At 58.3% G+C, this 15,260-nt stretch carries 12 protein-coding genes and 2 rRNA genes; 11 read left to right on the top strand and 3 right to left on the bottom strand.

All coding sequences use genetic code 11. From position 1 onward, the window contains the following. On the bottom strand, window positions 1-966 hold the full coding sequence (locus BMY98_RS13645; protein ID WP_074890034.1) for a LysR family transcriptional regulator: 966 nt from the start codon (window positions 964-966) through the stop codon (window positions 1-3). A 304-nt stretch (window positions 967-1,270) separates the two neighbouring features. On the opposite strand from BMY98_RS13645, the gene BMY98_RS13640 reads away from it, so the two are divergent. The 11 genes from BMY98_RS13640 (at window position 1,271) to BMY98_RS13590 (ending at window position 14,687) form a co-directional block, all read left to right on the top strand. Further along, window positions 1,271-2,149 (top strand): amino acid ABC transporter permease, encoded by an 879-nt coding sequence (locus BMY98_RS13640; protein ID WP_074890031.1) that lies wholly within the window; start codon window positions 1,271-1,273, stop codon window positions 2,147-2,149. Window positions 2,150-2,170: 21 nt separating this feature from the next. Continuing rightward, window positions 2,171-2,935 carry an amino acid ABC transporter ATP-binding protein gene (locus tag BMY98_RS13635; RefSeq protein ID WP_074890028.1) on the top strand — a complete coding sequence of 255 codons (765 nt, stop codon included), beginning with the start codon at window positions 2,171-2,173 and terminating at the stop codon, window positions 2,933-2,935. 22 nt (window positions 2,936-2,957) lie between these two features. Further along, window positions 2,958-3,779, top strand: a complete 822-nt coding sequence (locus tag BMY98_RS13630) for an ABC transporter substrate-binding protein (RefSeq protein WP_074890025.1) — start codon at window positions 2,958-2,960, stop codon at window positions 3,777-3,779. Window positions 3,780-3,941: 162 nt separating this feature from the next. Then, window positions 3,942-5,126, top strand: a complete 1,185-nt coding sequence (locus BMY98_RS13625) for an MFS transporter (protein ID WP_074890022.1) — start codon at window positions 3,942-3,944, stop codon at window positions 5,124-5,126. Between the two features lie 172 nt (window positions 5,127-5,298). Next, window positions 5,299-6,303: an aldo/keto reductase gene (locus BMY98_RS13620; RefSeq protein ID WP_074890019.1), complete on the top strand. Its 1,005-nt coding sequence runs from the start codon at window positions 5,299-5,301 to the stop codon at window positions 6,301-6,303. 225 nt (window positions 6,304-6,528) lie between these two features. After that, on the top strand, window positions 6,529-7,272 hold the full coding sequence (locus BMY98_RS13615; protein ID WP_074890017.1) for a GntR family transcriptional regulator: 744 nt from the start codon (window positions 6,529-6,531) through the stop codon (window positions 7,270-7,272). Window positions 7,273-7,423: 151 nt separating this feature from the next. Continuing rightward, the gene (locus BMY98_RS13610) at window positions 7,424-8,179 is read left to right on the top strand and encodes a thioesterase II family protein (protein ID WP_074890014.1); all 756 of its coding nucleotides are present in this window, start codon (window positions 7,424-7,426) and stop codon (window positions 8,177-8,179) included. Between the two features lie 740 nt (window positions 8,180-8,919). Then, a complete protein-coding gene (locus BMY98_RS13605) occupies window positions 8,920-9,699 on the top strand; it encodes a DUF3050 domain-containing protein (RefSeq protein WP_074890011.1) in 780 nt (259 codons plus the stop codon). Window positions 9,700-9,748: 49 nt separating this feature from the next. Next, complete coding sequence (locus BMY98_RS13600) at window positions 9,749-10,693, top strand: diiron oxygenase (RefSeq protein WP_074890009.1); 945 nt, start codon at window positions 9,749-9,751, stop codon at window positions 10,691-10,693. Further along, window positions 10,690-14,142, top strand: a complete 3,453-nt coding sequence (locus tag BMY98_RS13595; RefSeq protein ID WP_074890006.1) for a non-ribosomal peptide synthetase — start codon at window positions 10,690-10,692, stop codon at window positions 14,140-14,142. The genes BMY98_RS13600 and BMY98_RS13595 overlap by 4 nt, the downstream gene beginning before the upstream one ends. A gap of 41 nt (window positions 14,143-14,183) precedes the next feature. Next, complete coding sequence (locus tag BMY98_RS13590; RefSeq protein ID WP_245760063.1) at window positions 14,184-14,687, top strand: SRPBCC family protein; 504 nt, start codon at window positions 14,184-14,186, stop codon at window positions 14,685-14,687. Window positions 14,688-14,770: 83 nt separating this feature from the next. On the opposite strand, the gene rrf (BMY98_RS13585) is transcribed toward BMY98_RS13590, so the two are convergent. Then, window positions 14,771-14,886, bottom strand: a 5S ribosomal RNA gene (rrf, locus tag BMY98_RS13585). A 107-nt stretch (window positions 14,887-14,993) separates the two neighbouring features. Next, window positions 14,994-15,109, bottom strand: a 5S ribosomal RNA gene (rrf, locus tag BMY98_RS13580). Between the last annotated feature and the right edge of the window lie 151 nt (window positions 15,110-15,260).

The following is a 15,260-nucleotide window of genomic DNA, read 5'->3' as shown; positions in this document are numbered from 1 at the left end:
CTACACGCCAACCCTCAAATCCACCCCCAACGCCCGAGCGAACGCCTTGACCAGCGGGCTCCGGGGGGCGTTGTGTCTCAGGATGAGGTTGACGGGTGTGCGCAGAAAGATCAGGTCGGGGCGCAGCGCGCGGAGTTGGCCGTCGCGGATCAGATTGCGCGTGTAGTGCTCGGGGAGAAAGCCGATGAAGCGGCCGGTCAGGATCATCATGGCGACCGCTTCGACCTGGGAGGCGGAGGCGCACTGGCTGTCGGAATTGACGAAGCTCGCCTTGTCGCGATGGATCGCATAGCGGTGATTCACGATGTCGAATGCGCGCAGGCTGTCGATGCTCAGGGCACTGTCGTCCGCCTCGAACAGCGGATGCCCCACTGCGCAATATGCGTGGGAGGTCTCTTCGTACAACTCGAAATAATCAAACTCTTCGCGCCGCTGATACACCGGCACGATGCCAAGACTCACCCGTCCTTCGACCATGGCACGCTCGACTTCATCCAGTTGAGACGCTTGCAGGCGCAGTCTGACTTTGGGCGCTTCATCGCGCATTAGTCTGAGTGCTGCAATGAGCGGCGAACTTTTATCGGTCAGGGTGTTATCAATTACGCCGATACTCAAATCACCAATCAACTCATTCTGCGCAGAACTAATCCGGTCGCGAAAACTATCCACCGACGCGAACAATTCGATAGCCGCCTGATAGACCAGCTTGCCTTCTTCGGTCAGATGAAATCCTTCCCGGCCACGTGTACAGAGGCGCATCCCGATACGGATTTCAAGGTCCGAAATCTGCTTGCTGATGGCGGCGAGGCCCACATTCAGCTCGTTCTGGGCAGCGCTGAAGCCACCCGCCTCCACCACGGCCTGAAACACCCGCAACAGCTTGAAGTCCATTCCGCTGAGAGTAAGAGGCGGACGTATTCCCGGTTTAGGCGGCACGTTTCCAGAATTGGAAAGTGGAGTTTCCATAATGCTTATTGACCTCGCCCATTGGATTCAACAGGCTCTGACTCACAACAAAAACGTGCCCGGTTGATAATAATGAACACAGAAAAACCTGATTGGCAACCGCGTACGCAGTACTCCGCTTCATGGCTCGGAAGCGGATCCAACGTTAATTAACCTGACACTTTGATCAGGACTTTCAATTCGTAACTGCCACTCGTCCAGGACGTTTCCATATTGCAACGGTGGGCCTACGTCGTGGCAGGAAGGCTGGGTACGGTTGCCCAGATCAGGCAGGCGCGGTCTGCACACAGCTTCGGAGAGACACATGAATCAGAATCAGGCGGAGCAGCTGCAAGCCGAGCGCAGGAAGACCGAAAACGCGTTCGACATCACTCAGTACGAACACGTCCCACGCCGCTATTACGGGCGCATTTTCTTCGCGACCCTCATCATCGTTGCCCTCGCCGGCCTGGCCCGCGCGTTTGCCAACGGGCAGATCGAGTGGGGTTATATCGGCCAGTTCCTGACCTCCGAAGCCATTCTGTGGGGGCTGCTCAATACGATCATCATGTCGATTCTGGCGATGCTCCTCGGCGTGGTGATTGGCGTGATCACGGCCATCATGCGCATGTCGGCGAACCCCATTTTGCGTTACGTCGCGATCACCTACACCTGGCTGTTTCGCGGTACGCCGCTGATCTTGCAGTTGCTGCTGTGGTTTAACCTGGCGCTTATCTTCCCGGTTATCGGCATTCCCGGCGTGTTCGAGATCGACACGGTCAGCCTGATGACGCCCTTTGTTGCCGCGCTGCTGGGCCTGAGCATCAATCAGGGCGCGTACACCGCTGAGGTCGTGCGCGCAGGCTTGTTGTCCGTGGACACCGGTCAGTACGAAGCCGCCAAGTCCATCGGCATGCCGCGCCTGCAGGCGCTGCGTCGAGTGATTCTGCCCCAGGCCATGCGCGTGATCATCCCGCCGGTCGGCAACGAATTCATCAGCATGGTGAAGATGACCAGCCTTGCCAGCGTCATCCAGTATTCCGAACTGCTGCACAACGCGCAGAACATCTACTACGCCAACGCCCGGGTCATGGAGCTGCTGATCGTCGCGGGGATCTGGTACCTGGCGGTGGTAACGGTCCTGTCGTTCGGCCAAAGCCGGCTGGAGCTGCGTTTCGCCCGCGGCGCCGGCAAGCGTTCGTAAGTCAGGCCCAGGAGAATCAGCATGAGAAACATCGTCAAAGCCGTCGGCCTGAACAAATACTACGACCAGTTCCACGCCCTCAAAGACGTCAGCATTGAAGTCGAACAAGGCGAAGTCCTGTGCATCATCGGGCCCTCGGGCTCGGGCAAGAGCACACTGCTGCGGTGCGTCAATCAGCTCGAAAAAATCGACAAGGGCGGTTTGTGGGTCGACGGCGAACTGGTGGGCTACCGCATCGTCGGCAACAAGCTGCACGAACTGACGGACGCTCAGATCGCCCGTCAGCGTTTGAGCACCGGCATGGTGTTTCAGCGCTTCAATCTCTTCCCGCACATGACCGCCTTGCAGAACGTGATTGAAGGCCCGATCCAGGTGCTCAAGCGCTCGCCCAGAGAGGCGACCGAAGAAGCCACCGAGTTGCTGGCCCGCGTCGGACTGGCGGACAAGCGCCATTCCTATCCCGTCGAGCTCTCCGGCGGCCAGCAACAGCGTGTCGCGATCGCTCGCGCATTGGCGATGCGGCCCAAGCTGATGCTGTTTGACGAACCCACTTCCGCCCTCGATCCGGAGTTGGTGGGCGAGGTGTTGTCGGTCATGCGTGACCTGGCGCACAGCGGTATGACCATGATCGTCGTGACGCACGAACTGGGCTTTGCCCGCGAAGTTTCCAACCGGATGGTGTTCATGGACGGCGGCCAGATTGTGGAGGCCGGCACCCCGGAAGACATTCTAATAAGCCCACAAAACCCAAGAACCCAAAGCTTCATTTCTGCCGTTCGCACTTAAACCAGAACAAACGAGAACGACCATGAAAAAGATCTTCATCCCCAGTTTGCTCGCCGGCCTGATGGCGTCCGCGTCGGTGTTCGCCGCGCTGCCTGCCAGCCTCAAGGAAAAGGGCGAAATTACCGCCGCCATCGTGCCGAACTATCCGCCGATGGATTTCAAAGACACCAGCACCAACACGCTGACCGGCCTGGATGTGGACCTCGGCAACGCCCTGGCCGAGCGACTTGGCGTCAAGATCAAATGGCAGGAGACCGCTTTCGAGCAAATGGTCAGCGGCCTGGTGACCAAACGCTTCGATATCATTCTGTCGGGCATGACCGACACGGCCGAGCGGCAGAAGTCGGTGACGTTCATCGACTACTTCGCCAGCGGGCCGCAGCTGTACACGCTGACCAAAAACGCTGACCTGAATGAGCCAGCCGATCTGTGCGGCAAGAAAGTTGGCACCAGTCGTCGAACCACCTGGCCTGCGGAAATTGCTGGCTGGAGCAAGGAAAACTGCGAGGCGAAAGGCAAGCCGGCGATCATCGTCAGCGGTTCCGAAGGCTCGGCTGACGCTCGCGCTCAGCTGCGTCAGGGCCGGCTCGACGCCGCGATGCAAGGCAGTGAAACCATTCCGTACTTGATGTCTCAGGAGAAAGACACGTACAAGCCGCTCGGTCTGGCGATCTCGAAACAGTTCACCGGCCTGGGCGTCAGCAAGTCCAACCCTGAACTGGCGGCGGCCATTGCCGAAGCGATGCAGGCCATGGTCGACGACGGCACCTATGGCAAGATCCTCAAGAAGTGGGAGCTGGAGCAGGGAGCGGTGACCAAGGTCGGTATGAATCAGGGGAAGTAAACGGCTGCGCGACGAATCACGGACGAACACCAAGCACGGATTTCTGTAGGGGCGCTTGCCCGCGATTGAGATGTATCAGTCCCTGACTCGATATCAGGCATGACGCATTCGCGGGCAAGTGCGCTCCTACAGAAGGAAGCGCTGACATAAAGGAAACCAAGAGTGCCCACCTACTCCCTCGTCATCCGCCGCTTGATGATCTGCTCGCTGACCATCGTCATGAGCCGGGCGATGACCAGCCCGTTGCTGTCGCTGTTCCTGAGCACACGATTGGGACTCAACCAGCAAGACGTCGGACTGCTGATGGGCATCGCGGTCTTCATCGCCACACTGCTGGGGCTGTACGGTGGCTACGTCATCGACCGGCTGGAAAAGCGCAAATTGCTGATCCTGGCCATGCTGTCCAGCGCCATCGGCTTCGCGCTGCTGACCTTCGCCCACAACGTCTATCTGACGACCCTTACGCTGGTGATCACGGAGACGGCCTCGGCGCTGTTTCTGATCGGCTCCAAAGCAATCATCAGCGAAAACCTGCCCATCGGTCAGCGTGCGAAGGTTTTTTCGCTGCGCTATACACTCACCAACATTGGCTACGCCACAGGCCCGATGCTGGGCGTGATTATTGCCGGGCACTTGCCACTGGCGCCGTTTTTCATCGCCAGCGCCATCGCATTCTGCAGTCTTTTTCTGATGCTCGGCATTCCGCGCACAGTCGCAGACACCGAACACCCGCCGCGCAGTTTTCTGGACACCCTGATCACGCTGAAAAACGACCGCACGCTGATTCTGTTCACGGGCGGCAGCTTGCTCAGCACCATCGTGCATGGCCGGTATACGTTGTACCTGTCGCAGTTTCTGCTGGTCACGCACTCGGCGGAACAGGCGCTGAAAATCCTCTCAGCGGTACTGGCGTGCAATGCGGTAACGGTCATTTTGATGCAGTACCAGATCGGCCGCTTTCTCAAGCGCGAGCAGTTGCCTTACTGGATTTGCCTCGGCACTGCATTGTTCGCGATCGGCCTTGTCGGTTTCAGTTTTGCTGAAACGACCCTGGCCTGGTGCGCCGCCATGTTCGTCTTCACGCTGGGCGAGATGATCATCTACCCCGCCGAATACCTGTTTGTCGACACCATTGCACCCGATCACCTTCGCGGGAGTTACCTGGGTGCGCAAAATCTGGCGGCCTTCGGCGGGGCGTTGAGCCCGGTGATCTGCGGCTACTTATTGATCAACAGCCCCGCGCCGACCATGTTTTATGTCTTGGCGTGTTTGACCGGCATGGGCGGCACACTGTGCTTTCTGGCGGGGCGACACGCGAAGCTCACTCACGCTGACATCTCGCTCTGAGCCCGCGCTCAGCGACACGCGGTTCCGTCAATTTGTCACTTTTCAAAACCTGCCCAAACAGGTGAGTATGTCCGGCCTAGAGCTGTCGGTCTGACCGGTCTTTACGACACCCCTGCAAGCCTGTCCCAGACTGTCCTGATTTCCACTTTCCTGACGAAAAGGATATCGAGCAATGAAATACCGCACCCTTGGCCAATCCGGCCTTCAGGTTTCAACGCTGACACTGGGCTCCATGATGTTCGGCGTGCAGACGGGCACCGAAGAATCCCTGCGCATCATCGACAAGGCCTGGGATGAAGGCGTCAACTTCATTGACACGGCCAACGTCTACAACGCCGGCCGATCAGAAGAAATCGTTGGCGAGGCCATCGCCAAACGGCGCAGCGAGTGGGTCCTCGCCACCAAAGTCGGCAGCAGCTCGGGCAATACCGCGCCGAACGCCAGCGGCCTGAATCGCAAGCACATCTTCAATGAAATTGAATCCAGCCTGCGTCGTCTCGACACCGATTACATCGATATCCATTACCTGCACAAGGAAGATCACAACACGCCGCTTGAAGTGACCGTGTCTGCCATTGGCGATCTGATTCGCGAGGGCAAGATCCGGTACTGGGGCGTGTCGAACTTCCGCGGATGGCGTATCGCCGAGGTGGTCAATGTCGCTCAGCGTCTGGGCGTCGACAAACCGGTAATCAGCCAGCCGCTGTACAACATCGTCAACCGCCAGGCCGAGCTGGAGCAGATCACTGCAGCGAAGTTCTACGGTTTGGGCGTCGTGCCCTACAGCCCGCTGGCGCGCGGCGTCTTGAGCGGCAAGTACGCCCCCGATGTAACGCCGGACAGCAGCACCCGCGCCGGCCGTCAGGACAAGCGCATTCTGGAAACCGAATGGCGCAGCGAGTCCTTGCACATCGCCCAGAAGCTCCAGGCGTACACCCAGGCCAAAGGCGTAGGTCTGGTGGAATTTGCCATCGCCTGGGTGCTGAACAACCAGGCCGTGACCTCTGCCATTGTCGGGCCACGCACCGAGGAGCAATGGGACAGCTACACCAAAGCGCTCAGCGTGAACATCACTGCCGAGGACGAAGCGTTCATCGACTCCCTCGTGACACCCGGGCATGCGTCCACGCCCGGTTTCAATGATGTGCAGCATTTCGTGACGGGCCGCTATATCTGACACCGATCGTCTGTGAAACCAGCCTTGAGTGCCGCACGACTTGCGTAACCGAGGCTGGGCATCCCGCTCCCAATCCCCGATTGATGGCAATACCTCTGCGCTCATTCCCTTGTAGAATGCCGCGCCGAGGCAGCCCGCTAAACTTGTGTCAAAGTTTGACAAGGGCAGCAGCGCTCTCTAGTGTTCCATTGGATCCAATAACTGGTTAGCCGAAGAAGATCAAGCATGCGCAGGACTGAGAAAGAGCAATTTCTGCGGGAAACCCTGGGCGATGAGCAGCCGCCTGCGCATCAGGCGCGTGCCATAATCGAAGAGAAACTGCGCAGCGCCATCCTTGAAGGCCGCCTCCCGGCAGGTATCGCCTTGCGCCAGCAAGAGCTGGCGACGCTTTTCGGTGTCAGCCGCATGCCTGTCCGCGAGGCGCTGCGTCAGCTGGAAGCTCAGTCGTTGCTGCGCGTCGAGACCCACAAGGGTGCGGTGGTTGCCCCGCTGATCAACGAGGACGCAACGGATGCGTACGCGTTGCGCATCCTGCTGGAGTGCGAGGCGCTGCGGCAGTCGATACCGCTGCTGACCGCCGAAGACATCAGCATGGCGCGTGGCTACATCGAACAGCTTGAAGTCGAAACCGACTACAGCATCATGGGCACGCTCAACCGCCAGTTCCATATGTCGCTGTACTGCAAGGCGCACAACAAGCGCCTGCTCAAACTGGTCGAGGACGGCTTGAACGAGGAAGAGCGCTTCTTGCGTTTTAATCTCAAGCAAATGAATCTGGGCAAGGTGTCCCAAAACGACCACATCGAATTGCTGGAAATGGCCGGCGCCGGTAATGTGGACGCCACAATCGAGGCGCTGACTAACCACTTGAATCGTGGTGTCGAAGCCATCAATGCCTACTTGAGCGCCCGCAAGGCGGAAGAGGCAAAACCTGCGGCGGCCTCAAGAAAGCGCGTCGTCACCCAGTAACATTCACTGCTCTATTCAACCTTGACCTTGCTCGTCTCTGGCTAATCGGCCAAGAAGCACAAGGCATCAACGAACGCCGTTAATGACGGCGTATGCGCCGAAGGACCCGGCTCCACGGTTATGACGCCTTTATCAAGGCTCGGGAAGCTGAGTGCAAGCCGAAAAGAACAAATGGCTGATGGTGGTCAATTCCGGACAACCCGTCAGGACACGCCTGATTTGCTTTCCTCACGTAGGAGGCGATCCGGAGCACTTTCGTGACTGGTCCGAAGGCCTTGCCGATCACATCGAACTGGTCACACTGCGCCTGCCCGGCCACGGCAGCCGGCTCAAGGAAACGCCCTACGATCAGTGGGCGCCCTTGCTGCAAGACACCTTCCTCGCGTTGCAGCCCTATCTGAGCGAGCCCCATGCGTTTTACGGCCACAGCTTCGGCGGTCGTGTCGCTTATGAAATGGCCAGGCTGGCGCAGCATCATTACCCGAATCTGACGCGTCATCTTGTCGTCTCCGGCTGCCGCAGCCCTGACAGCCGACAGCCCTGGCCGTATTTGCACACCCTGCCGCAGGACGATTTCATTCAAGCGCTGATCACGCTGGGCGTGCTTCCGAACACGTTCGCGCAGGATAAGAAACGCCTGAAGCTGCTGGAGCCTGTCGTGCGCAGCGACGTGAAGCTGTCTGAGATCTGGTCACACTGCGCGGACGGGGGCCTGGACATCCCGTTGACCGGTCTGTACGGCAGCGATGATCCGGTCGCTACCGCGGCCAGCATGATGAAATGGCGAGAGTTCACGCGTCGCGAGTTCGAACTGATCGAAGTCCGCGGCACACATGACTTCCTCTGCTCGCAACGCGATCGCCTGCTGCACATCATCAACACGCACCTCGGCTTGCTCGGCGGCTGAACACACACCGCCGCCCTCTCCTTCTGCATCGACTCCTCGCGCCCTCCCTTCTGAAGCCCCCCAAGACTAAAAACCGGCCCGCCCATGCTCGGGCCGCTGCTCATGCACCTATCGTGAAACCTGGCAGTCGTGACGCGGTATACCGCCGTGTTCAGGCAAACTCGGACGACGAATCGGTCTGCAGCCGGTTCAGGGAAGGCAGTTCTCATGGAGCGGCAAAAGGAGCATTGCCCTGGGCGGAGACATTGAAGTGAAAGCCTGAATGTCGCCCACACCAAAAATTCTAAAAAACTGTATTAGCCCGATAACGCGCAACGCTGAACGAGGTATTCGTTCATTCATTTCAATTCTGGCTCTAATGAGCCGGAAGGGTTGCGCTCGCCTATATAAAACTTTATTCAGAAGTTTTATTGCCACTTCTCGCGCCCGATTTATATAAGTTGTTAATTATATTAAAAAGTATTTGCGGAACCATTTGAAACTGTTTTAACGTTTTCTGGCGACCAACGTTTCAGGGCTATTCGCCCACCGACGCTGGTCAGCGAAGGCGTTAGCTAAACGAGCACGCCTCGTTCCTGCCTACACGATTATTGACCACTCACATAGTAAGGTCGCGACTTCTTATTGCCTGACATTAATGGAAGTCATGTTATCCATTGTTTACACAGCAACTTAAAACGACTTTCGGTTTTGGCAATTAGCACAGTTCGTGACGCACTCAATCTATCAAGGATGTAAAAATGGATAGTCTCAAACAGCAACTTATCGCGAAGAAATCAGCACTCAGCGCGCACCCTGTTTTTTCCGAAATCGATTCACTCCACGTCCTTCAGCGGTTCATGGAGGTGCATGTGTTTGCGGTCTGGGATTTCATGTCACTCACCAAGCGGCTGCAGCAGGAGCTGACGTGCACCCGACTGCCCTGGCTGCCGCCGCAAGACCCGAAGGCGGCGCGGCTCATTAACGAAATCGTACTGGGTGAGGAGTCGGATGATCGGCCAGGACGCCACGATCATTACAGCCACTTCGAACTGTATCTGGACGCGATGCGGGAGATCGGCGCAAGCACAGCTCGCATCGAGCATTTCGTCGAACTGTTGCGCGAAGGCATTCACTACAAAACCGCGCTCGACAGCGTCGGCGCAGGCCGAGCAGCCACGCACTTCGTTCTAGACACGCTGGACATTGCCTTGGATGCGCCGGCGCACTGCGTGGCTGCTGCGTTCCTGCACGGTCGCGAGAGTGTTATCCCGCAGATGTTCCAGCGGATTCTCGACGACTGGGGCATCACTGCCGACAAGGCACCGACCTTTCGCTACTACCTGGAGCGCCACATCGAGGTGGACTCCGAGGATCACGGCCCGGCTGCGGAATCGTTGTTGGCCAGGCTAGTCGCGGGCAATGAACAACACCAGCGCGAGGTATATGCCGCTGCCATCGCCGCCGTCGAAAGCCGCATCGCGCTATGGGACGCCTTGCAACTGACCCTGCGTGAAACCGCGCGGGAGGTCAGCGCATGAGTCCATCACGCCTCCGCACTCGACCAGCCCTCCACACAAGGACGCCATCATGAAAGCCGAAGACTACTTGTCGTTCGTCGATGCCTGGGAAGGCCGCGCGACGATTCGCACACGCCCGCGCCGTATTGTCGAAAACGACGAAAAACTGATCTACCCGCTCAGCCGTCAGCCACTGGTACTAAGCGAGACATTCACTCGCGAATGCGCCCATCTGCGCGATCTGGCGCTGGTGCAGAGCCTGTACAAGTTCATCAACGACGTGGTGATTTTCGAGACCGAAATCGTCGACAAGACCGCGCGAAGCATCGCCAAAGACAACTTCGCAATCCGCTTTCCCTTTGCTTGCCGATATGACGCCATGACGGTGGTCGTCGATGAGGATTACCACGCTCTGGTCGCGATGGACTTCATGCAGCAAACCATCGCCCTCACCGGCATCCAGCCAATCCCGTTGCCACAGGAAATCGAACTCAGCCGGGCCATTCCCGCTGCGCTGGCCCTGGCGCCGGACCATTTGCGCAGCGCGGTCGAGCTCATCTGCGTGGCGATTGCCGAGAACACTGTGACCAACGACGTGGCGGCGTTTGCCAAGGACGACACGGTGAAGCAGTCCGTCAAAGGCCTCATGGCGGACCACCTGCTTGATGAGGGACGGCACTCGGGTTTCTGGGCGCGTCTGGTCAGGATCTACTGGCACGCAGCGTCCGAACAGGACAAGCAACTCATCGCGCAGATCCTGCCGGTATTCATTGCTCAGTATTTGACCAATGACATCCAGAAGTCTTTTGACTTCCTACTGATCGACAGCTTGCCCGTCGCAGAACCGATCAGACAGGCACTGAGGGAAGAGACGCAGGCGATGTGCTTCCCGATCAATCGCCACCATCCGCTGGTGGGCAACATTATGCGTTTCTTCACCTCCAGCTCGATGCTCGACTCACCCTGCGTCCAGCATGCCCTTGCGGACTATCTACCAGCCGGAGGCCTGCAATGAAGCGCCTGGAGATTGTGCTCATCGGTCAGAGCCGGGCGATGAATGAGCTAAGTGCTGAACTAAACGCCCACGGGCATCTGATTCACCACCTGCGTAACGAGGCCACGCTTGAGCTGATAGCGCTGAAGGACGCGTCGATCATCATTGAGGACGGCACGCTGGAACTGCCCCATGCAGAACGGGGCGCGTTCAAGGCAGCCGTGCATCTTGGGCTCCGGGTAGCACTGACACCGGTGAGCGAGCGGGCACTGCCTGAGCTGGAAATAGTGTGCTGGCTCGGGACGGCTACGGCCCAGCGCTTGATCGCGTGCCATGCCGTGGCTACCACGCTTTCCGGCAACGGACGCGTGCTAAGGGACACTGCGGTCGCAACGCTGGTCGACAACGTCGCGATGCTGATCAGCCGGTTCTCGCGTGATACCCAGTATTTCGCGCGCGCCGAGCGCGTCGACCCGCCGCACAGTGAGCGCCAGGAAAGCCTGCTGCGATTGGACCGACTGGCCTTCGAGCACTGCTTCAACTTCACCGCCGCGCCAGAGTTGCTGCGTGTCGCCGAGCAGACGCTTGTCGCACGCCTGGATCACAGCTTCAGCCAATTCGCCGGGCGCACGGCGCTGAGTATCGACGGCGAGCGCATCAGCTATGACCAACTGCGCGCGCACAGCGTCGCCATCCAGACGCAGATACGGGCCATGCTGCCGCACGTGTCGGCGAAACCGGTGGTGATTGGCATTTGTATGCCGAAATCTGCGGCGCTGTTCGCCGGGATCCTTGCCATCCTGGGCAACGGAGCGGTGTACCTGCCTTTGGACCCCAGCCAGCCTGTTCAGCGGCAGCAATACATCCTCGAGGACGCCCACGCTACGTTACTGCTGCATGATGGCAGCCACCCGCTGGCAGGCGTTGTTGTGCCGGGGCTGGATATCAGCAACATCGAGATCGTGCCGACGGCGCAGTCGCTGATGGGATGTTGCCCGGAGACTGACGCGCCATGCATGGCGCTGTACACCTCGGGCACAACCGGACACCCGAAAGGCGTGATGCTAAGTCAGGGTAACCTGAGCCATTTCACGGCCTGGTATGCACACTACGTCGAACTCTCCGAAGAAAGCCGGGTGCTGCAGTTCTCGACGCTGAGTTTTGATTCATCGGTCATCGACATATTCCCCACACTGCTCAGCGGCGCTGAACTGATCGTGGCGAGCGATGACCAGCGTCGTGATCCGCTGCAACTGTCCGAGCTGCTGGATCAGAATCTCAGCCACGCGTTTCTGCCGCCTGCCTTGTTGAGCATCCTGCCGATTGACCGACCGCTGAAGCTCAAGCACTTGTGCACCGGCGGTGATGTCTGCGAGCCCTACGTGATTGAACGCCTGGCAGCGCAATGTCACTTCCATAACCTGTACGGCCCGACTGAGGCCACGGTGTTGATCACAGCCGGTCAATTTCAACCCGGCGGTAGCAACCGTAACCTGGGTCGCCCGATCGCCAACAGCCAAGTCCTGATTCTCGACGAGGATATGCAGCCTGTCGCGGACCAGACGCCCGGCGAGCTCTACATCGTCGGTCCGGGCGTGTGCATGGGTTACATCAACAACCCAGTGCTCACCGATGAGCGCTATGTGCATGTCGCCCTGGGTGATGGTCAAAGCGTTCGCGCCTACAGAACCGGGGACATCGGCAAGTGGACGAGCGATGGCATCGAGCTGTCCGGGCGACGTGACAACCAGGTGAAGATACGCGGATTCAGGGTTGAGCCTGAAGAGATCGAGCACTGCCTGCGCGACAGCCAGCTGTACCGCCAGGTCGCGGTGGTGATCGATGGCCAGCGGCGCATCCTGGCTTTTCTCGCGCAACCGCACGACGTAGAACCGGACGCCGCTCGGCGCTTGCTCAAGGACCATGTCGCCGCTTTGTTGCCCGACTATATGCGGCCGACCGCCTACACGGAGTTGGTGAGCATGCCGTTTGCCAGCAATGGCAAGGTTGATCGCAAGGCGCTGTTGCAGTTGCCCGTGAACATGCTGGAGCAGGTGCCACGTCGTTTGCCCGATACCGAAAGCGAGAGGCGGCTCCTGACGTTGTGGGCGGATCTGCTGGAGCTTCCGCCTGGTGAAATCTCAACAGACGAGAGCTTCTTCAATTTGGGTGGCCACTCGATTCTGCTGTCTCAGATGCTGCTGGGCATTCGCGAACGGTTCGGCCGCAGCATCCCGATCAATCGCTTCATCGAGGCGCCGACGCTGACCAATCTGGCGTCACTGCTCGACAGCGATGGCACCACCTCATGGAGCGTCAGCCCGCAAGCATTCCTGGATGCTTCGGCACCCTTCGAGCTGCCGATAGTGCCCGTGGAGCGCATGGGCGACGTACACAAAGTCATCGTTACCGGCGCCAATGGTTTTCTCGGCGTTCACATCGTTCAAGCGCTGTTGGCGTGGGGCGCAACCGAGGTTGCCTGTCTGGTGCGTGAAAGCGCAGGGATGACGGCCCAGGACCGCTTTATCCAGGCACTGCGAGAAAACCGTCTTGAGCATCTAGATCTGGCGCGAGTACGGGTTTACGCCGCCGACGTCACGCAGCCACAGCTGGGGTTGAACAACGAGGTGTACGAGCGGCTTGATCGCGAGTTTGGCGCGTTAGTGCATAACGCCGCCAACGTTAACCACGTCCAGGATTACGAAACCCTGGCCAAGGATAACGTTGAGCCAATCTACGAATGCCTGAAGCTGTGCGAAGGGCGCAGCAAGAAAGTGTTCAACTTCGTCTCCACACTTTCTGCTTCGAGCGCCGTTGGGGCTGACGGGAGCGTCCTCGAAGCACCTGCTGCCGCTACACCGCCGATTTATATCAAGAACGGTTACAACCTCTCCAAGTGGGTCGCCGAGCGCATCCTGCAGCAAGCTCGGGAGCGAGGCGCGTGGGTAAACATCTACCGCCCAGGCAATATCGCATTCAACAGCACAAGCGGTGTCTGCCAGCCGCACAAGAATCGCCTGATGCTAATGCTCAAGGGATCGATGCAGCTGGGCCAGGTCCCGGACTTCTCCATGACCTTCGACTTGATGCCTGTCGACTTCCTCGCCCGATTCATCAGCTTTCACGCCAGTCGCTACCAGCCAGCCCACGCAGTCTTCAACCTCCACAACCCGGAGCCGTTGAGCTGGAGCAATTACGTCAGTGCGTTCCGTGAAGCGGGCAGTGATTTCGAGATGGTCAGCGTCAGTGAGTGGCAAACCCAGTTGAATCGCGTGGACAGCGAGAACGCTCTATTCGGCGTGCTCGGCTTTTACCTGGGCGGGTTTGAGGAAGACATCGGAGACATTTCAAAGATCGCCTACCAGAACGCCTATGCGGGTGTTCAGCGAATGGGCGAGTGCTATCCCTCGAAAACCCCGGCGCTGCTGCGCAAGGGCTGCGAGTACCTGAAAGAGATTGCTTTCATCTGATACATCCCAACGCAACATCCCCTTAAGTTATGGAGAACAACATGAACGCTATTCAGCCGCTCAACACCCTTGGCTCCCTGTCGCCCGATACGCTGATTACCAATCCTCGCGGGGAACCGGTGGTGTCTGCTATCTCGGTAAACGCACCGGCGCGTGAGGTCTGGAAGGTCGTAGGCGATTTCGGTGGTTTCACGCAGTTCATTCCGGAGCTTGCGAGTATTGAAGTGATTGGTAACGGGCCTGGCTCAGTCCGTTACAAGAGATTCAAGGAGGGTGATCTTGTGGTGGTCGAGCAACTCAACTACCACGACGACAACACGCTGGCTATGACATGGACAACCATCTACAACAACCTTGGCGTCAGCAAGCTCTGGGCTTCGATGACGGTTGTCCCCGACGGCAGTGCGAGCTGCGTTGCTACTTGGACCATCGTTGCCGAGCCTACAGATGACAACTCGATGAGCACAGAGGGCTTCAGAGAGTTCTTACAGGGCTTTGCTGATGGTGCAATGGAGAACGTGCCCCGCGCTGTGCTGCGCTCATAGCACAAGCCTGCGGCGCCTCAATGCCGGCGGCTTAAACGACAAAACCCCAGTCTGCTCACGCAGACTGGGGTTTCGGAATTCAATCTTGACGATGACCTACTCTCACATGGGGAAACCCCACACTACCATCGGCGATGCACCGTTTCACTACTGAGTTCGGGATGGGATCAGGTGGTTCCAGCACTCTATGGTCGTCAAGAAATTCTGTAGCCGACCCGTTACTAACGTAACGTTCCAGCGAAAATGTATGACCTTCACTTAAAACAAAACCCCATCTGCTTACGCAAATGGGGTTTTGGAATTTAATCTTGACGATGACCTACTCTCACATGGGGAAACCCCACACTACCATCGGCGATGCATCGTTTCACTGCTGAGTTCGGGATGGGATCAGGTGGTTCCAACGCTCTATGGTCGTCAAGAAATTCGGGTACTGACTCGTTCTCTCGAACGCTTCAGCAAATCGGGTATGTGATCAAGGTACAGCTTGTGTGTTCGCAAACTTTCGTCTTCATGCGTCTTCACACACCGCAACCTGCCGTCTTTCTGCAGATTGCTTGGGTGTTATATGGT

Source organism: Pseudomonas graminis, assembly GCF_900111735.1.
Classification (GTDB): domain Bacteria; phylum Pseudomonadota; class Gammaproteobacteria; order Pseudomonadales; family Pseudomonadaceae; genus Aquipseudomonas; species Aquipseudomonas graminis.
Note: the sequence above shows the minus strand (reverse complement) of the source record. Positions and strands in the feature narration are given on the sequence as shown.